Origin of the sequence: Sphaerotilus mobilis, from assembly GCF_004216565.1 — a bacterium.
GTDB lineage: Bacteria > Pseudomonadota > Gammaproteobacteria > Burkholderiales > Burkholderiaceae_C > Sphaerotilus > Sphaerotilus mobilis.
The window spans coordinates 333463-350695 of the sequence record NZ_SGWV01000007.1 but is presented as its reverse complement, the minus strand read 5'-3'; the positions used below and the strand labels follow the sequence as shown (position 1 = coordinate 350695).

Below are 17233 nucleotides of genomic sequence, written 5' to 3'. Positions count from 1 at the left end.
GTGTTCATGACAGGGCGGCGACGTCGCCGCTGCGGGGGCGGTCCTGATCCGGCGTGACGCAGGCCTCACAGTCCGGCAGGGTGGCCAGTTCGGGCCAGTCCGGGTAGCTGGCCAGACGTTGTGCGAACAGCGCCGCGTGGGCCTCGATTTGCGGCGCGTCCAGCGCATGTGCGCCGTGCAGCACCAGCGGCGGCAGGAAGCGCAGGCCGCACAGCGCGGCGGTCTGTTCCAGCGGCGGCAGGAAGGCGTCGAAGAAGTGGCGGTTGTAGCCGGTGGGGTGGTAGGCCTCCTCGCGGGCGCCGGTGGAGCAGGCCAGCCACAGGTCCTTGCCCTGCAGGGCGTCGCCGCCATGGCCGTAGGCCCAGCCGAGCGTCAGCACCTCGTCGATCCAGAGCTTCATCAACGCCGGTGGGGCGTACCACTGGATCGGGTGCAGCCAGACCACCAGATCGGCCGCGCTCAGAGCGGCCTGTTCGGCGGCCACGTCGAGCGCGTAGTCCGGGTAGAGGGCGTAGAGGTCACGGACCTCAACGCGGCCGGGCGGCAGGTCGCGGGCGGCCTGGGCCAGCCGGCGGTTGACGCGCGAGCGGTGCAGGTCCGGATGGGCCAGCAGCACCAGGACGCGGGCGGAGGAGGGCGGGTCGGTTGGCTTCACGTCGCTAACATAGCTCAGGAATCGGCGGCCGAGCGGCGCTGCCGTCACGAGGAGGAGCGCGGCGATGAGCGTCTACGTGGTGGCGAACCCGAAAGGCGGGGTCGGCAAGTCGACCCTGTCCACCAACCTGGCCGGCTACCTGGCCCGGCGCGAGGCCGATCGGGCGAACGCGTCCCCCGACGACGACCGGACGCCGGTCGTGCTGGCCGACGTCGACCGGCAGGAGTCCGGTGCCTTGTGGCTGTCGCTGCGGCCACCTGAGCTGCCCCGCATCGGCCTGTGGACGACCGACGCCGAGGCGCTGGGAAAGCTGCCCAAGGGCGCGCGCCACGCCGTCATCGACACGCCCGCCGGCCTGCAGGGCAAGCGCCTGGACGCGGTGATGAAGGCGGCCGACGCCATCGTGGTGCCGCTGCAGGCCAGCGTGTTCGACATCTACGCCACGCGCGAATTCATCGTCGAGCTGCGCCAGCGCCGTCGCCATGCCGAGGTGCCGATCGCCGTGATCGGCAACCGCGTGCGTGAGCACACCCACGCAGCCGAGCAGCTCGAACAGTTCCTGGCCAGGCTGCACGAGCAGATCGACGTGCCGGTGCTGGGTCTGCTGCGCGACACCCACAACTACGTCCACCTCGCGGCGCACGGCTCCAGCCTGTGGGATGTCGCGCCCGGCCGGGTCGCGCGGGACCTGGAACAGTGGGCGCCGCTGTGTGACTGGGTCGACCGGCACTGAATCGCCCGGACCCTGCAATCCCCGCAAAGGGGGAAGCCCCCATCGGCAGGATCCCTAAACTGGCTATCCCGCTGCCGCGCCCGAGAGTCCCGCCATGAAGGTCCTGATGATCGACGACCACCCGCTGATCCTGGCGGCGATGCAGAACGTCGTGCGTGGACTGGGTGAGGGGGTTCGGGTGGTCGGTGCCGAGACGGTCGACGAGGCCCGCAACCTGTTGTTCGGCTCACACGGCTTCGACCTGGTCCTGCTGGACCTGTTCCTGGGCGCACACGACGGCTACGACTTCCTGGTCGAGCTGCGCGCGGCCCACCCGCAACTGCCGGTCGTGGTGGTGTCGGCCTCCGAGGACCCGGCCGACCTTGACCGCTGCATCGACGGCGGCGCGATGGGCTTCGTGCCCAAGCGCGCAACCAACGAGATGCTGTTCGAGGCCCTGCTGCTGGTGATGTCGGGCGGCGTCTTCGTGCCCGAGATGTTCAGCGGCGCCGGTGGCCTGGGGCCGACGATGGTCGCCTGGCCCGTCGGACAGGACCCTGCGGTTGACGGCCGCACGGCGCAGGCGGGCGTGTCTGGCGCCGCGCTTGATGTGGATCCACCAGTCGTCGCCAGGACCTTGCGCGCCAGCCCGTCCCAGCCCTTGCTCGATGCCGGGCTGCCGATGGCGCCGACGCCGGTGGACCGGGTTGCCGCCCGGGAGGCGCTGATCAGCCCGACCTCGCTGGAGTCGCTGGGCCTGACCCCGCGCCAGTCCGAGGTGCTGGCGCTGCTGCTGGAGGGCAAGCCCAACAAGCTGATCGCGCGCGAGATGGGGCTGTCGGTCGAGACCATCAAGGACCATGTCGCGGCCGTGCTGCGCTGCCTGGGCGTCAGCTCGCGCACACAGGCGGTGATCGCGGTGCGGCATCAATTCAGTCCGCAAGCCTCAGGCGTGACCGCAACGCCTGTGGCCGCGTCTCACTGAGCGCCTGACGATGCCACCGGATGGCGCCGGCGCGGAGCCCTTGCCCTTGCACTCGCCCTTGCCATTAACCCCGCAACAGGCCGGCGTCCTGTTGCAGGCCGTGGCGGCCGCCAGCCACGACCTGCGCCAGCCCATGCACGCGATCGGACTCCTGGTCCACGCCCTGAAGGCCCGCCCTCTGGATGCCACCAGCGCCGCCATCGTTGGCCAACTGGGTGCGACGCTGGCGGCGCTCGAACACCAGATCGACGACCTGCTCGACTACAGCCGGGGCGCCACCGGCACCTTGCAGTCGCAGAGCGTGCCGCTGCGGCTGGGCGAGCTCTACCAGCGCCTGCAGCCGGCCCTGCAGCCGCTCGCTTTCGACCGTGGCCTGGACCTGCGCTGGCGTGGCGCGCACCTGCGGGTCGACGCCGATCCGCGCCTGCTGGAGCGGGTCATGCGCAACCTGATCGGCAATGCCGTGCGCTACACCGACGATGGCGGCGTGCTGGTGGCCGCGAGGCGGCGGGGCACGCAGGTGTTGCTGCAAGTCTGGGACAGCGGCGTGGGACTGCGCGAGGACGAGGTCCAGCGCCTGTTCGAGCCCGGCCACCGCGGCACGGCCGCAGCACGCCGGCCGGGCGAGTCGCGTCGGGGTGTCGGCCTGGGCCTGAGCATCGTCCGGCAGATGGTCGACGCGATGGGGCTGGGCCTGGCGCTGCGTTCGACGCCCGGTCGAGGCACCGTGTTCACGGTGGTGCTGCCGCTGGCCGCCGAGCCCTGAGCGACGAAATCACCCAAAAGGCCCGACTTACAATCGCGGCCCCGAAAGAGGATGCAACCCATGTCGATGCACGACCGAGACGGAAAGATCTGGATGGACGGCGAGATGGTGGACTGGCGCGACGCCAAGATCCACGTGCTCAGCCACACACTGCACTACGGCTGCGGCGCCTTTGAAGGCGTGCGCGCCTACAAGACGGCCCAGGGCACGGCGATCTTCCGCCTGCGCGAGCACACCGAACGGCTGTTCAACAGCGCCAAGATCCTGCGCATGAAGATCCCGTTCACGCAGGAACAGGTCAGCGCCGCGCAATGTGCCGTCGTGCGTGAGAACGGCCTGGAGAGCGGCTACATCCGCCCCCTGACCTGGATCGGCTCGGAGAAGCTCGGCGTCAGCCCGCGCGGCAACACCATCCACCTGATGGTCGCAGCCTGGACCTGGGGTGCCTACCTCGGCGAAGAGGGCCTGCGGCGCGGCATCCGCGTCAAGACCTCCAGCTACACCCGCCACCACGTCAACATCACGATGACGCAGGCCAAGGCGGTCAGCAACTACACCAACTCGATCCTGGCCAACATGGAAGCGGTCGATGAGGGCTACGACGAGGCCCTGCTGCTGGACCCGTCGGGCTTCGTCAGCGAAGGCGCGGGCGAGAACCTGTTCATCGTCAAGAACGGCGTGATCTACACGCCCGACCTGTCGGCCGGTGCGCTCAACGGCATCACCCGCAACACCATCTTCCACATCGCCCGTGACCTGGGCATGGAGATCGTGCAGAAGCGCATCACCCGCGACGAGGTCTACATCTGCGACGAGGCCTTCTTCACCGGCACCGCTGCCGAGGTGACGCCGATCCGCGAGCTCGACCGCATCGAGCTGGGCATTGGCTCGCGCGGGCCGATCACCGAGAAGATCCAGTCGGCCTTCTTCGACATCGTCAACGGCCGCAACCCGAAGTACGCCGAGTGGCTGACCCCGGTTTGAGCCTCGCTTGAGCAACACGCAGCAAGGAACGCACCCATGAGCACCCCGAAAGCCGTTGTCGAAGTTGTCGCTGCCGACCTGCAAGGTCCCGGCGTGGTGGCCTGCCCGAACCCGAAACAGGACCTCTGGAGCAACCACCCCAAGGTCTACATCGATGTGGTCAAGAACGGCGAAGGCAAGTGCCCCTATTGCGGCACGGTCTACCGCCTGAAGGCCGGCGAGAAGGTTCACGCCCACCACTGATGCCGCGCTGGGCCTGACGAACGACACCCTGCGGGACGGCTGAGCCGTCCCGCAGTCGTTTGTGGCCTTGTATCCATCCGCAACCTGGAGGACGACACGTCCGTGAAGATCTGGCAGACCACCCGGCATGACATCGACCTGAGCCACCCGCGCGTGATGGGCATCGTCAATGTCACGCCCGATTCCTTCTCCGATGGCGGACGCGGCGCCGCTGAGGCGCTGGCGCACGCCGAGCGCTTGCTCGATGAGGGCGCCGAGATCCTCGACATCGGCGGCGAATCCAGCCGCCCCGGCGCGCCGGCGGTCAGCCTGGCCGACGAGTTGGCGCGTGTGCTGCCGGTGCTGCGGGGCGCGTTGACGCTCGGGGTGCCGGTCTCGGTCGACACCTGCAAGCCGGCGGTGATGCGCGCCGCGCTGGACCTGGGGGCGGACATCGTCAACGACATCCGTGCCTTGCAGGAGCCGGGCGCGCTGGACCTGGTGGCCGCCCACCCGCGTTGTGGCGTCTGCCTGATGCACATGCAGGGCGAACCGCGCTCGATGCAGGCGGCGCCGCAGTATGTCGACGTGGTCGCCGAGGTGGCGGATTTCCTCTGGGCCCGCGCCGAGGCCTGCCGCACGGCGGGCATCGCGGCGGCGCGCATCACGCTCGATCCGGGCATCGGCTTCGGCAAGACGGTTGAGCAGAACTTCGCCCTGTTGCCGGGACAGCGTTCGCTGCTGGCGCTGGGCTATCCGGTGCTGGCGGGCTGGTCGCGCAAGTCCTCGGTCGGTGCGGTCACGGGACGGGCGGTCGGCGAGCGGGTGCACGGCAGCGTCGCGGCGGCCTTGGCTGCGGTGCAACATGGCGCCCGAATCATTCGTGTGCACGATGTGGCGGCAACGGTCGATGCGCTGGCGGTTTGGCGTGCCGCCGGCTTGTTCCCCACCGAGGCTTGACCTAGGCTGGCGGCCTGACGGTCGCGAAGGCCGATCACCGGGTGGCGCGCCACCCACCGGCGGACCCGCCTGTCGCGGGCAGCCGCAACGACCCAGCGAGCAGACATGAGCAGAAAGTATTTCGGCACCGACGGCATCCGCGGCGAAGTGGGTGTCTCGCCCATCACCCCCGACTTCGTGCTGCGCCTGGGCCACGCCGTCGGTCGCGTGCTGAGCGGCACCCACGAGCGCCCGGTGGTGCTGATCGGCAAGGACACGCGCATCTCCGGCTACATGCTGGAGTCGGCACTGGAGGCGGGCCTGAACTCGGCCGGCGTCGACGTGATGCTGACCGGCCCGCTGCCCACGCCAGCGGTGGCCTACCTGACGCGGGCCCTGCGCCTGAGCCTGGGCGTGGTGATCAGCGCTTCGCACAACCCCTACATGGACAACGGCATCAAGTTCTTCTCGGCCCGGGGCGAGAAGCTGTCGGATGCCTGGGAGCTGGAGGTCGAGGCTGCCATCGACCTGCCGCCGCAATGGGCCGATTCCTCGCGCATCGGCAAGGCGCGCCGGCTGTCGGACGCGCCCGGCCGCTATGTCGAGTTCTGCAAGTCGACCTTCTCCAACGAGCTGTCGCTCAAGGGCCTGAAGATCGTCGTCGACGCGGCCCACGGTGCCGCCTATCACGTCGCACCGGATGTCTTCCACGAGTTGGGCGCCGACGTCATCCGGATCGGCTGCGAGCCCGACGGCATCAACATCAACGACGGCGTGGGCGCCACCTCGCCACAGGCCCTGGTCGCTGCGGTGGCCCAGCACGGCGCCGACTACGGCATCGCGCTCGACGGCGATGCCGACCGCCTTCAGCTGGTCGACCGTTCCGGCCGTCTCTACAACGGCGACGAACTGCTCTACGTCATGGTGGCCGACCGGCTGGCCCAGGGCGAGCCGGTGCGCGGCGCGGTCGGCACGCTGATGACCAACATGGCCGTCGAACTGGCGCTCGGCCGCCGGGGCGTTGATTTTGTGCGTGCCAAGGTCGGCGACCGCTACGTGCTCGAAGAGCTGGTTCGCCACGGCTGGCAGCTGGGCGGCGAGGGCTCGGGCCACCTGCTGGCGCTGGACAAGCACACGACCGGCGACGGCATCGTCAGCGCGCTGCAGGTGCTGCAGGCGCAGCAGCGCAACGGCCGCTCGATCGCCGAGCTGCTGGAGGGCGTCGAGCTGTTCCCGCAGACGCTGATCAACGTCCGCTTGAAGAACGGCTCGGACTGGAAGACCAACACCGTGCTGGCCGAGGAACAGGCCGCCATCGGCCGCGAGCTGGGGCAAACGGGCCGGGTGCTGATCCGCGCCTCCGGCACCGAGCCGGTGCTGCGCGTGATGGTCGAGGCGCAAGACGCCAGCGTGGCCAGGGCCTGCGCCGATCGTCTGGCCGCTGCGGCCGTCGCCGCATGACGGCTTTGTGACCGTTGCTGCCGGTCATGTGACGGGCCCGGGCGGGGGCCCGGTGTGGTTTGTGCAGCATTCCCGCTGAGGAAGCGGTCATCGTGACAACGACTGTCACATGACCGTCATGGAGCCTTTCTACAGTCCAGACGTCGACGCAAGTTGCGTCCTGGACTAGAAAGGTCGATCCACCATGAAGAACGTCAACTGGCTCTCCTCCTTCGCTTCCGGCCTGACCGCCGTGGCGCTCTTCGGCGCTGCCGGCTCGGTCGCAGCCCAGGACGTGACGGGCGCGGGCGCCTCCTTCCCGGCGCCGGTGTATGCCAAGTGGGCCGATGCCTACAACAAGGCGACCGGTGCGCGCATCAACTACCAATCGGTCGGCTCCGGTGCTGGCATCCGCCAGATCAAGGGCAAGACCGTCGACTTCGGTGCCTCCGACGCGCCGCTGACCGATGAGGAACTGGCCAAGGATGGCCTGATCCAGTTCCCGACGGTCATCGGCGGTGTGGTGCCGGTGGTCAACATCAAGGGCATCCAACCGGGCCAGATCAAGCTGACCGGCGCTGTGCTCGGCGACATCTACCTGGGCAAGATCACCAAGTGGGACGACAAGGCCATCGCCGAGCTGAACGCCGGCGTGCCGTTGCCGGACGCCGCGATCTCGGTCGTGCGTCGCGCCGACGGTTCGGGCACCAGCTTCATCTTCACCAACTACCTGTCGAAGGTGAACGCCGAGTGGAAGGCCAAGGTCGGTGAGGGCACCGCCGTCAACTGGCCGACCGGTGCGGGTGGCAAGGGCAACGAGGGCGTGTCGGCCTTCGTGCAGCGCCTGCCCAACTCGATCGGCTATGTCGAGTACGCCTACGCCAAGCAGAACAAGATGTCGCACGTGCAGCTGAAGAACGCGGCTGGCAACTACGTGTCGCCCGACGATGCCAACTTCAAGGCGGCTGCTGCCGGTGCGGACTGGAACAAGTCCTTCTACCAGGTGCTGACCGAGCAGCCGGGCAAGGACAGCTGGCCGATCACGGGCGCCACCTTCATCCTGATGCACGCCAAGCAGGACAAGCCGGCCCAGGCCAGCGCCTCGCTGAAGTTCTTCGAGTGGGCCTACACCCAGGGCGACAAGATGGCCAGCGACCTCGAGTACGTGGCGCTGCCCGACCCGGTCAAGGCACTGGTGCGCAAGCAGTGGGGCGTCATCAAGGGTGCAGACGGCAGCGCCGTCGCCTACAAGTGACGCGGGCGCTCCGGCGCTGATTTACCCCCTACACGGCCCGGCGGGCGCAAGGCAAGATGCCTCGCCGCCGGGCCTTTCAACGTGATGCGCACCTGGAGGTTCCGTGGCAGCCACCCTACCCGCCGCTTCCTTGCCGACCATGACTTCTGACAACGTGACATCCGGCTCGCCCGCGCCGCGACCGGTCAAGCGACTGCGCTGGGCCGACGCGGTGTTCGCGGGCCTGGCCCAGGGCGCCGCATGGCTGACGCTGGCCCTGCTGGCCGGCATCCTGGGATCCCTGGTGATCGGGGCGATGCCGGCGATCCGCGAATACGGCCTGTCTTTCCTGTGGACGGCGGAATGGGATCCGGTCCAGAACCGCTACGGCGGCCTGGTGATGATCTACGGCACGCTGATGACCTCCATCATCGCGCTGCTGATCGCGGTGCCCGTGAGCTTCGGCATCGCGCTCTTCCTGACCGAGCTGTCGCCCGGCTGGCTCAAGCGGCCGCTGGGCATCGCGGTGGAACTGCTCGCGGCCGTGCCGTCGATCGTCTACGGCATGTGGGGCCTGCTGGTCTTCGGTCCGGTGCTCGCCACCTATGTGCAGCAACCGCTGCAGGCGCTGACCCAGGGCATGCCCTTCATCGGCTCGCTGTTCAGCGGCCCGCCGGTGGGCATCGGCATCTTCTCGGCCGGTGTCATCCTGGCCATCATGATCATTCCCTTCATCGCCTCGGTGATGCGCGACGTCTTCGAGGTCACGCCGCCGATGCTCAAGGAATCCGCCTACGGGCTGGGCGCGACCACCTGGGAGGTTGTCTCCAAGGTCGTCCTGCCCTACACCAAGACCGGCGTGGTCGGCGGCGTCATGCTTGGACTTGGCCGCGCGCTGGGCGAGACCATGGCGGTCACCTTCGTGATCGGCAACATGAACCAGCTCGACTCGCTGTCTGTCTTCGAGGCTGCCAACAGCATCACCTCGGCGCTGGCCAACGAGTTCGCCGAGGCCGCCGAAGGCTTGCATCAGGCTTCGCTGATCTATTTGGGTCTGGTGCTGTTCTTCATCACCTTCGTGGTGCTGACCTTCTCGAAAATCCTGCTGGCCCAACTCAAGAAGGGCGAGGGACGCTGATCATGGACGCCACCCTGCACGCCACCCGTCTGGCCCGGCACCGCAGCCGCAAGCTGGTCAACCAGATCGCGCTGACCCTGTCGCTGGGGGCCATGGCCTTCGGCATCTTCTGGCTGATGTGGATCCTGGTGGAGACCATCACGCTGGGCATCGGCGGGCTGAGCCTGTCGCTGTTCACCGAGATGACCCCGCCGCCGCAGGCCGAGACCGGGGGTCTGGCCAACGCCATCTTCGGCAGCCTGATCATGGTCACGCTGGCCACGCTGATCGGCACGCCGGTGGGCATCCTCGCGGGCATCTACCTGGCCGAATACGGTGTCGACACCTGGCTGGGCCGCACCACGCGCTTCATCAACGACATCTTGTTGTCGGCGCCGTCCATCGTCATCGGCCTGTTTATCTACGCGGTCTGGGTCGCACGCTTCAAGAGCTTCTCGGGCTTCGCCGGCGTGCTGGCGCTCGCGTTGATCGTGGTGCCGGTGGTGATCCGCACGACCGAGAACATGCTCAGCCTGATCCCGAACGCGCTGCGTGAGGCGGCCTATGCGCTGGGCACGCCGAAGTGGAAGGTCATCCTGACCATCACCCTGAAGTCGGCCCGTGCCGGCGTCATCACGGGCGTGCTGCTGGCCATTGCCCGCATCTCGGGCGAGACCGCGCCGCTGCTGTTCACGGCGCTGTCCAACCAGTTCTTCACCGCCAGCCTGGTCGAGCCCATGGCCAGCCTGCCGGTGACCATCTTCAAGTTCGCGATGAGCCCCTACGAGAACTGGCAGAAGCTGGCCTGGGCCGGCGTCTTCCTGATCACCGTGGGCGTGCTCGCGCTCAACATCGTCGCGCGTGTCTTCCTGCGCAACAAGCACTGAACGAACCCGTCGGAGATCCCAGACCATGGACGCCAAGGTGGACAACAGCGTGACCGGCCAGACCAAGCTGGCGGTGCGCAACCTCAACTTCTACTACGGGCACTTCCACGCCCTGAAGAACATCAACCTGGACATTCCCGAGAAGAAGGTCACTGCCTTCATCGGGCCGTCGGGCTGCGGCAAGTCGACGCTGCTGCGCACCTTCAACCGCATGTTTGAGCTCTACCCCGAGCAGCGCGCCGAGGGTGAGATCCTGCTGGACGGCGAGAACATCCTGACCTCCAAGGACGACGTCTCGCTGGTCCGTGCCCGCGTCGGCATGGTGTTCCAGAAGCCCACGCCCTTCCCGATGTCGATCTACGACAACATCGCCTTTGGCGTGAAGCTGTTCGAGAACCTGCCGCGGGTCGAGATGGACGAGCGGGTCGAATGGGCCTTGAAGAAGGCCGCCTTGTGGAACGAGGTCAAGGACAAGCTCGACAAGAGCGGCTCGGGCCTGTCGGGTGGTCAGCAGCAGCGCCTGTGCATTGCGCGCGGCATCGCCATCAAGCCCGAGGTCCTGCTGCTCGATGAACCCTGTTCGGCGCTGGACCCGATCAGCACGGGCAAGATCGAGGAGCTGATCGACGAGCTCAAGAGCGACTACACGGTCGTGATCGTGACCCACAACATGCAGCAGGCCGCGCGCAGCTCGGACTACACCGCCTACATGTACCTGGGCGACCTGGTCGAGTTCGGCGCGACGAAAGACATCTTCATGCAGCCCAAGCGTCGCGAGACCGAGGACTACATCACCGGCCGCTTCGGCTGAAGCGCCAGGAGCCCATCATGGAAAAGCATCTGTCCAGCCAGTTCGACGCCGAACTCAGCGCCATCTCGACCCGCGTGCTCGAAATGGGGGGGCTGGTCGAGTCCCAGGTCGTCCAGGCCGTCTGGGCCCTGGCCAACTTCAGCAGCGACGTGGCCGCGCAGGTCATTTCGACCGAGGAACGGGTCAACCAGCTCGAGGTCGAGATCGACCGTGACCTGTCGACCATCATCGCCCGGCGTCAGCCGACGGCGCGTGACTTGCGCCTGCTGATCGCGGTGTCCAAGACCATCGGCAACCTCGAACGTGTCGGCGACGAGGCCGCCCGCATCGCCCGCACCGTGGAGCGACTGGTCAACACCGGCGTGTCCAGCCGCCTGCGTCTGCCGGTCAGTGACGTGACCTTCGAATCGCAACTGGCCGCCGCGCTGTTGCGCAAGGCGCTCGATGCTTTTGCCCGTCTGGATGCCCAGCAGGCGCTGGAAGTCATCAAGCAGGACAACGAGATCGATGCCGAGTTCGACGGCCTGATGCGCAAGCTCATCACCTACATGATGGAAGACCCGCGCACGATCTCGGCCTCGATCGACCTGGTTTTCGTGGCCAAGGCCATCGAGCGCGTGGGCGACCACGCCAAGAACCTGGCCGAGCAGATCATCTACATCGTCAAGGGCACCGACGTGCGCCACAACCCGCTCGACGTCGTCGAGTCGGTGGTGCGCTGACAAGCCCCGGAGCCGAGACTCATGAGCCGAGTTCTGGTGGTTGAAGACGAGGCTGCGATCGCCGAGCTGGTGGCGATCAACCTGCGCCATGCTGGCTACGAGGTGACGCTGGCCGCCAGTGCCGAGCAGGCCCAGGCAGCGGTCGATGCGGTGTTGCCCGATGTCGCCCTGCTGGACTGGATGCTGCCCGGCCAGTCGGGCGTGTCGCTGGCCCGCAGCTGGCGTGCCAGCGCGCGCACCCGCGAGCTGCCCATCATCTTGTTGACCGCACGGGCCGAAGAAGCCGACAAGGTCCTGGGCCTGGACGCCGGTGCGGACGACTACCTCACCAAGCCGTTTTCCCCGGGCGAGCTGCTGGCGCGCATCCGCGCCGTGCTGCGGCGTCGCCTGCCTGAGGCGCTGGACAGCGCGGTCGAGGTCGGCGCGCTGCGGCTCGATCCGTCGACCCGCCGCGTCACCGGGATGGCCGGACAGGAGATCAAGGTCGGCCCGACCGAGTTCCGCCTGCTGCACTTCTTCATGACCCACCCCGAGCGTGTCCACAGCCGGGCCCAGCTGCTCGACCGCGTCTGGGGCGACCACGTCTTCATCGAGGAGCGCACGGTCGACGTGCATGTCAAGCGCCTGCGCGAAGCGCTGGCGCCGGCGCAATGTGCGCAGATGGTCGAGACGGTGCGCGGCGCTGGCTACCGCCTGACGCGCGCGGTCGCGACGGCCAGCTGATGCCGGTTGTTGTTCGAGAGGCGGGCGTTCCATGAGCGCCCTGTTCGGTCGCTGGCTTTGGCTGGTCACTTGGATGAGCATCGGCGCGGCCGTTGGTGGCTGGCTGGGCGAGTCCTTCTTCCACCGCCTGGAGCTTGGCGCCTGGATCGGCGCGGCGCTGGGCATCGCCGTGGGCAGCGCCCGTGACGTCCTGCGGGCCTACCGGGTGCTGCGTTGGCTGCGTGACCCGAGCGTCGGCTCGGCCCCGCGCGGTGGCGAGCTGTGGGGTGAGCTGGCCTACTACATCGAGCGCGCGCTGCAGTCGCGTGACCGCATGCTGGCTCAGGAAAAGCGCCAGTTGACGCAGTTCCTGTCGGCCATCGAGGCCTCGCCCAACGGGGTGCTGATGCTCGACGCGGACGAGCAGATCAGCTGGATGAACTCGGCCTCGGCCGATCACTTCGGCCTCGATCCGCAACGTGACCGCGGCCAGCGCATCACCAACCTCGTGCGCTCGCCGGGCTTCGTCGGCCATTTGCAGAGTGGTGACTACGAAGAACCGGTCACCGTGGTCAACCACGGCCGAGACCTGACGCTGATGGTGCTGCTGCGCCGATACGGCGACGGGCTCAAGCTGGTCATCTCCAGCGACGTCACCGAACGGCTGCGCGCCGAAGGCATGCGGCGCGACTTCGTGGCCAACGTCTCACACGAGATCCGCACGCCGCTGACGGTGCTCTCGGGCTTCGTCGAAACGCTGGTGAACCTGCCGCTGGGCGATGCCGAGCGCCGCCATGTTTTCGGCCTGATGACGCAACAGACCCAGCGCATGCAGCTGCTGGTGGGCGACCTGCTGACGCTGGCCCAGCTCGAAGGCAGTCCGCGTCCGCCGGTCGATCGCTGGGTCGACCTGGGCGGTCTGCTGGCGCAGGTCGAGGTCGAGACGCGCGGGCTGTCCAACGGTCGCCATGTCGTCGAGGTGCGCCTGGGCATTGCCCCTCAGGGCGACGAGGACGAGCAGGAGCTGTTCCTTGCGGGCAATCCGACCGAGCTGATGTCGGCCTTCACCAACCTTTGCAGCAATGCGGTGCGCTATACGCCCGAAGGTGGCCGCATCGCCTTGGCCTGGAAGCGGCGCGACAACGGCGACGGCGTGTTCGAGGTGCGCGACTCCGGCATCGGCATCCCGCGCGAGCACATCCCGCGTCTGACCGAGCGCTTCTACCGCGTCGACGGCAGCCGCTCGCGCGAAAGTGGCGGCACCGGCCTGGGCCTTTCCATCGTCAAGCATGTGATGCAGCGCCACGGCGGGGCCATCGAGGTCGACAGCGAGCCGGGCGCGGGCTCCAGTTTCCGGCTGGTGTTTCCGGCGGCCCGGATCCGGTCGACCCGGACGCAGGCGACCGAGGACTGATCTAGCGAGCGCGCCGCCGGTAGACGAGCACCGCCTCGTTGCGGTCGGTCGGCCGGCGGACCTTGTCGACGTAGCGCCAGCCAGGCAGTTGCGGCAGCGACACGCCCTCGCGGCTGCGCCGGTCGTCCCAGGACACCAGCAGCCAGTTGCAGCCAGCCGGATCCAGGCTGGTCTCGTCGACGGCGCCATCGTCCGTCGCCTCGGGCGCCTCGCTCGATTCGGGCGCCCGGTCGATGGCCGGCTCAGCCCGGTCGATGCGTGCATCGGCGGGCAGCACCTCGACCCGATGCTGCGTGTGCACCAGCACCGCCGCGATCTGCGGCAGGGTCAGGCCGCGGTGCAGCACGCAGGCCTTGGGCGGCAACACGGTGGCCAGTCGCTGCATCATCGGCCGGTAGCTGCGCGCATAGTCCAGCAGGGGCAGCCACAAGGTCATCAGCAGCATCCAGCACAGCGCCACGCCACCGGCGGGCAGCACGAGGCTTTTCCACAGCGCGTGGCGGTGCCGTCCGGTGCGCCAGCGCACCAGCCACAGCCAGGCCAGCGTGGCCGCCAGTGCCAGCAGGAGCTGCACTGGGTGGCTGCTGGCTTCGAAGCCCGGGGCGAGCTTCGTGACGTTGGCGGCGATCTTGGGTGGCGTGCCCGTCTGCATCGCGGCGTAGATCACCCAGATCGCGATCGCGCAGGCGCTGAAGAAGAAGACCGAGAACCAGTCGATGGCCGCACCGACACTGCGCCGCAGCGTCGGCAGTGCGAAGGCGGCCAGCACCGCCAGCGCCGGCAAGGCCAGCATCAGCGCCCGATCCGAGCCGCCCATCGCGAGGCTGACACCTGTGGCCACGCTGGCCACCGCAAGTGGCACCGCCACATGCCGTCGCAACATCTGCCGGCGCCATTGCCAGAGCGTCCACAAGGCCATCGGCCAGACCGGCCAGGTGAACCAGGCCAGCAGACGCAGGACGCCGACGATGTCGAACCGTGTCGCAACCCGCCACACCCAGGCGTCAAGTGCCCATCCAGTCAGACCCGCCAGCAGGCCGGCGACGGCGACCCAACCCACCAGGCGCCGCATGGCTTCGTCGCGTGAGCCCAGGCAGATCCACAGGCCGGCGGCGGCCAACAGCAAGGCCGTCGTCACCGCCCCGCTGGCGGCCAGGGCCGGCAAGGCCACGACCAGGGCCAGGCGGCTGCGCCTGGGCTTGTAGGGGCCGGCTGCAAGTCCGTAGAGCACCATCGAGGTGGCCAGCAGTTGGGTCAGCTCGGGGGTGGTCTCGTGGCCCAGCTGCAGCAGGCCCAGGGCCGAGATCAGCGCCAGCACAGAGGCGTCGGCGATGGTGCGCGCATAGTCGACCGGTGCGGCTTCGCCCCCGAACGCGAAGGCCAGTGGCTGGGCTGCCTCGGTGCGAGCCAGGTTCAGCGTGCCGTACCAGACCAAAGCAAGCGTGCCGGCCAGCATCAACGCGAACGGCACCCGGGCGGCCACCGTCAGGTCCAGCCACCCACCCAGCAACTGCATCGCGCCGGCGCCGATCCAGTAGGGCAGCAGGCTGCCGGTGCTGCCCACGCCGGCCAGCATCGGCTGCAGCCAGTTCGCATCGCCCTGATGCAGGGACAGCATGTAGCCGACCGCCATCACATCGGCGTTCTTCCACGGGTCACGTCCGAAGATGCCGGGCAGCACATAAGCCGCGCACAGCAGCCACAGGGCCAGGCGCGGCAGGGCCTGGACGGCCCGTTGGGTCACGAGGGCAGGGTTGGGCGTGTTCACGGGGGCAGGCGAGCCTCAGGGCGGCGGGAGATTCTTGCAGCAGCATCCGGCGCGACCAAGAAAAAAGGCAGCCGAGGCTGCCTTCGATCGTTCCGGCGCGAGCGCCGTGTCAGCGCTTGATGCCGACCTTGAACTTGTTGCGGAACTTCTCGACGCGACCACCGAGGTTGTCCACGCTCTTCTGCTGGCCCGTGTAGAACGGGTGGGTCTCGCTGGTGGTTTCCAGCTTGAACAGCGGCAGTTCGCGGCCGTCTTCCATCTTGATCATTTCGCGAGCCGGCGCGCAGGAGCGGGTCACGAACTTGAAGCCGTTGGACAGGTCGACGAAGCAGACGTCGCGGTAGTTCGGGTGGATGCCGTCTTTCATGGGGAACCTCGCTGTGTGCCAGCAGCCACGTCGCACCATGCGAGCGCACTTTCTGACAGCGGAAAAACAAAAATTATAGCTTGTCGGACTCAGCCGCCTCGCCGCATGAGATCGAAGAAGTCGACGTTGCTCTTGGTGGCCTTCATCTTCTCGAGGATGAACTCCATCGCCTCGATCTCGTCCATCGGATAGAGCAGCTTGCGCAAGATCCACGTCTTCTGGAGGATTTCCGGCTTGAGCAGCAGTTCCTCGCGCCGCGTGCCGCTCTTGTTGAGCAGGATCGACGGATAGACGCGTTTCTCGGCCATGCGGCGATCGAGGTGGATCTCGCAGTTGCCGGTGCCCTTGAACTCTTCGTAGATGACCTCGTCCATGCGACTGCCGGTGTCGACCAGCGCGGTGCCGATGATCGTCAGCGAGCCGCCTTCCTCGACATTGCGAGCGGCGCCGAAGAACCGCTTGGGGCGCTGCAGCGCGTTGGCGTCGACGCCGCCGGTCAGCACCTTGCCCGATGAGGGCAGGACGTTGTTGTAAGCGCGGGCCAGACGGGTGATGGAGTCCAGCAGGATCACCACGTCCTTGCGCAACTCGACCAAGCGCTTGGCGCGCTCGATCACCATTTCTGCGACCTGCACGTGGCGGGCGGCAGGCTCGTCGAAGGTCGAGCTGATGACCTCGCCGCGCACCGTGCGCTGCATCTCGGTCACTTCCTCGGGACGCTCGTCGACCAGCAGGACGATCAGGTGCACGTCCGGGTGGTTGGCGACCATCGAGTGCGCCAGGTGCTGCATCATGACCGTCTTGCCGCTCTTGGGCGGCGCGACGAGCAGGGCGCGTTGGCCTTTGCCGATGGGGGCGATCAAGTCGATGATCCGGCTGGTGATGTTTTCCTCACCGCGGACGTCACGCTCCAGCCGGAACTGTTCCTTGGGGAACAGCGGCGTGAGGTTCTCGAACATGATCTTGTTCTTGTTCTCCTCGGGCGTCAGGTCATTGACCCGATCGACCTTCACCAGCGCGAAGTAGCGTTCGCCGTCTTTCGGGACACGAACCTCCCCTTCGATCATGTCGCCGGTGTGGAGATTGAAGCGCCGGATCTGGCTCGGCGACAGGTAGATGTCGTCAGTGCTGGCCAGGAAACTCGCGTCCAGTGCCCGCAAGAAGCCGAAACCGTCGGGCAGGACTTCCAGCACGCCGTCTCCGAAGATCTGCTCGCCCTGGCGGGCGCGCTTTTTCATGATCGCGAACATCAGTTCCTGCTTGCGCAGGCGGCTGGCGGCCTCGATCTCCAGCGTCTCGGCCATCTGGACGAGGGCCGAAATGTGCAGGGCCTTGAGTTCGGAAAGATGCATGGGATTGAACCCGGAAAGTCAGCGTGTGGGGAAGCCCGTGCCGGATCGGTACGAGCCATGTCACCGAGTCGGCCACGGGCCGTTCGGGATGGCAGCGATCCGCAGTGGGATCCGGGGGAAGCTCAGGGATAGGGTTCGATCGACCACCGGATGACC

Annotated in this window: 18 protein-coding genes; 14 read left to right on the top strand and 4 right to left on the bottom strand. The window is 67.7% G+C overall.

The window, feature by feature from the left end; all coding sequences use genetic code 11:
- Nucleotides 1-4: 4 nt before the first annotated feature.
- Nucleotides 5-655: a glutathione-regulated potassium-efflux system oxidoreductase KefF gene (gene kefF / locus EV685_RS01850; protein ID WP_130480281.1), complete on the bottom strand. Its 651-nt coding sequence runs from the start codon at nucleotides 653-655 to the stop codon at nucleotides 5-7.
- Nucleotides 656-719: 64 nt separating this feature from the next.
- Here kefF and EV685_RS01845 point away from each other — a divergent pair, with 64 nt between their 5' ends.
- From EV685_RS01845 to phoR, 14 genes are all read left to right on the top strand, one after another.
- Complete coding sequence (locus EV685_RS01845; RefSeq protein ID WP_130480280.1) at nucleotides 720-1388, top strand: ParA family protein; 669 nt, start codon at nucleotides 720-722, stop codon at nucleotides 1386-1388.
- 94 nt (nucleotides 1389-1482) lie between these two features.
- A complete protein-coding gene (locus EV685_RS01840; protein ID WP_130480279.1) occupies nucleotides 1483-2352 on the top strand; it encodes a response regulator transcription factor in 870 nt (289 codons plus the stop codon).
- 10 nt (nucleotides 2353-2362) lie between these two features.
- Entirely contained in the window at nucleotides 2363-3118 is a 756-nt protein-coding gene (locus EV685_RS01835; RefSeq protein WP_130480278.1) for a sensor histidine kinase, read from the top strand.
- A gap of 51 nt (nucleotides 3119-3169) precedes the next feature.
- Nucleotides 3170-4102: a branched-chain amino acid transaminase gene (locus tag EV685_RS01830; protein WP_130480277.1), complete on the top strand. Its 933-nt coding sequence runs from the start codon at nucleotides 3170-3172 to the stop codon at nucleotides 4100-4102.
- Between the two features lie 36 nt (nucleotides 4103-4138).
- The gene (locus tag EV685_RS01825) at nucleotides 4139-4345 is read left to right on the top strand and encodes a zinc-finger domain-containing protein (RefSeq protein ID WP_130480276.1); all 207 of its coding nucleotides are present in this window, start codon (nucleotides 4139-4141) and stop codon (nucleotides 4343-4345) included.
- Between the two features lie 156 nt (nucleotides 4346-4501).
- Nucleotides 4502-5284 (top strand): dihydropteroate synthase, encoded by a 783-nt coding sequence (gene folP / locus EV685_RS01820; protein ID WP_130480930.1) that lies wholly within the window; start codon nucleotides 4502-4504, stop codon nucleotides 5282-5284.
- Nucleotides 5285-5389: 105 nt separating this feature from the next.
- On the top strand, nucleotides 5390-6724 hold the full coding sequence (gene glmM, locus EV685_RS01815; RefSeq protein ID WP_130480275.1) for a phosphoglucosamine mutase: 1335 nt from the start codon (nucleotides 5390-5392) through the stop codon (nucleotides 6722-6724).
- A gap of 184 nt (nucleotides 6725-6908) precedes the next feature.
- Nucleotides 6909-7958, top strand: coding sequence for a phosphate ABC transporter substrate-binding protein PstS (pstS, locus tag EV685_RS01810; RefSeq protein ID WP_130480274.1), 1050 nt, complete (start codon nucleotides 6909-6911; stop codon nucleotides 7956-7958).
- Between the two features lie 139 nt (nucleotides 7959-8097).
- Nucleotides 8098-9075, top strand: coding sequence for a phosphate ABC transporter permease subunit PstC (gene pstC, locus EV685_RS01805; protein ID WP_130480273.1), 978 nt, complete (start codon nucleotides 8098-8100; stop codon nucleotides 9073-9075).
- 2 nt (nucleotides 9076-9077) lie between these two features.
- Nucleotides 9078-9941: a phosphate ABC transporter permease PstA gene (gene pstA / locus EV685_RS01800; protein ID WP_130480272.1), complete on the top strand. Its 864-nt coding sequence runs from the start codon at nucleotides 9078-9080 to the stop codon at nucleotides 9939-9941.
- Nucleotides 9942-9966: 25 nt separating this feature from the next.
- Nucleotides 9967-10752: a phosphate ABC transporter ATP-binding protein PstB gene (gene pstB, locus EV685_RS01795; protein ID WP_130480271.1), complete on the top strand. Its 786-nt coding sequence runs from the start codon at nucleotides 9967-9969 to the stop codon at nucleotides 10750-10752.
- 14 nt (nucleotides 10753-10766) lie between these two features.
- A complete protein-coding gene (phoU, locus tag EV685_RS01790) occupies nucleotides 10767-11474 on the top strand; it encodes a phosphate signaling complex protein PhoU (protein ID WP_130480270.1) in 708 nt (235 codons plus the stop codon).
- A 21-nt stretch (nucleotides 11475-11495) separates the two neighbouring features.
- Nucleotides 11496-12197 carry a phosphate regulon transcriptional regulator PhoB gene (gene phoB, locus EV685_RS01785; protein ID WP_130480269.1) on the top strand — a complete coding sequence of 234 codons (702 nt, stop codon included), beginning with the start codon at nucleotides 11496-11498 and terminating at the stop codon, nucleotides 12195-12197.
- Nucleotides 12198-12228: 31 nt separating this feature from the next.
- The gene (phoR, locus tag EV685_RS01780; protein WP_207224738.1) at nucleotides 12229-13590 is read left to right on the top strand and encodes a phosphate regulon sensor histidine kinase PhoR; all 1362 of its coding nucleotides are present in this window, start codon (nucleotides 12229-12231) and stop codon (nucleotides 13588-13590) included.
- Between the two features lies 1 nt (nucleotide 13591).
- Here the strand turns inward: phoR and EV685_RS01775 are convergent, their stop codons facing one another.
- The 3 genes from EV685_RS01775 to rho form a co-directional block, all read right to left on the bottom strand.
- Nucleotides 13592-15358 carry a hypothetical protein gene (locus EV685_RS01775; RefSeq protein ID WP_130480268.1) on the bottom strand — a complete coding sequence of 589 codons (1767 nt, stop codon included), beginning with the start codon at nucleotides 15356-15358 and terminating at the stop codon, nucleotides 13592-13594.
- A gap of 109 nt (nucleotides 15359-15467) precedes the next feature.
- On the bottom strand, nucleotides 15468-15725 hold the full coding sequence (locus EV685_RS01770) for a type B 50S ribosomal protein L31 (protein ID WP_130480267.1): 258 nt from the start codon (nucleotides 15723-15725) through the stop codon (nucleotides 15468-15470).
- 89 nt (nucleotides 15726-15814) lie between these two features.
- Nucleotides 15815-17077, bottom strand: coding sequence for a transcription termination factor Rho (rho, locus tag EV685_RS01765; protein WP_130480266.1), 1263 nt, complete (start codon nucleotides 17075-17077; stop codon nucleotides 15815-15817).
- Nucleotides 17078-17233: the final 156 nt, after the last annotated feature.

Excerpts from the sequence above, each read along its gene's own strand:
- EV685_RS01845 (WP_130480280.1), top strand. The coding sequence starts at position 720 with ATGAGCGTCTACGTGGTGGCGAACCCGAAAGGCGGGGTCGGCAAGTCG.
- EV685_RS01840 (WP_130480279.1), top strand. The coding sequence starts at position 1,483 with ATGAAGGTCCTGATGATCGACGACCACCCGCTGATCCTGGCGGCGATG.
- EV685_RS01835 (WP_130480278.1), top strand. The coding sequence starts at position 2,363 with ATGCCACCGGATGGCGCCGGCGCGGAGCCCTTGCCCTTGCACTCGCCC.
- EV685_RS01830 (WP_130480277.1), top strand. The coding sequence starts at position 3,170 with ATGCAACCCATGTCGATGCACGACCGAGACGGAAAGATCTGGATGGAC.
- EV685_RS01825 (WP_130480276.1), top strand. The coding sequence starts at position 4,139 with ATGAGCACCCCGAAAGCCGTTGTCGAAGTTGTCGCTGCCGACCTGCAA.
- folP (WP_130480930.1), top strand. The coding sequence starts at position 4,502 with ATGGGCATCGTCAATGTCACGCCCGATTCCTTCTCCGATGGCGGACGC.
- glmM (WP_130480275.1), top strand. The coding sequence starts at position 5,390 with ATGAGCAGAAAGTATTTCGGCACCGACGGCATCCGCGGCGAAGTGGGT.
- pstS (WP_130480274.1), top strand. The coding sequence starts at position 6,909 with ATGAAGAACGTCAACTGGCTCTCCTCCTTCGCTTCCGGCCTGACCGCC.
- pstC (WP_130480273.1), top strand. The coding sequence starts at position 8,098 with ATGACTTCTGACAACGTGACATCCGGCTCGCCCGCGCCGCGACCGGTC.
- pstA (WP_130480272.1), top strand. The coding sequence starts at position 9,078 with ATGGACGCCACCCTGCACGCCACCCGTCTGGCCCGGCACCGCAGCCGC.
- pstB (WP_130480271.1), top strand. The coding sequence starts at position 9,967 with ATGGACGCCAAGGTGGACAACAGCGTGACCGGCCAGACCAAGCTGGCG.
- phoB (WP_130480269.1), top strand. The coding sequence starts at position 11,496 with ATGAGCCGAGTTCTGGTGGTTGAAGACGAGGCTGCGATCGCCGAGCTG.
- phoR (WP_207224738.1), top strand. The coding sequence starts at position 12,229 with ATGAGCGCCCTGTTCGGTCGCTGGCTTTGGCTGGTCACTTGGATGAGC.
- EV685_RS01770 (WP_130480267.1), bottom strand. The coding sequence starts at position 15,725 with ATGAAAGACGGCATCCACCCGAACTACCGCGACGTCTGCTTCGTCGAC.
- rho (WP_130480266.1), bottom strand. The coding sequence starts at position 17,077 with ATGCATCTTTCCGAACTCAAGGCCCTGCACATTTCGGCCCTCGTCCAG.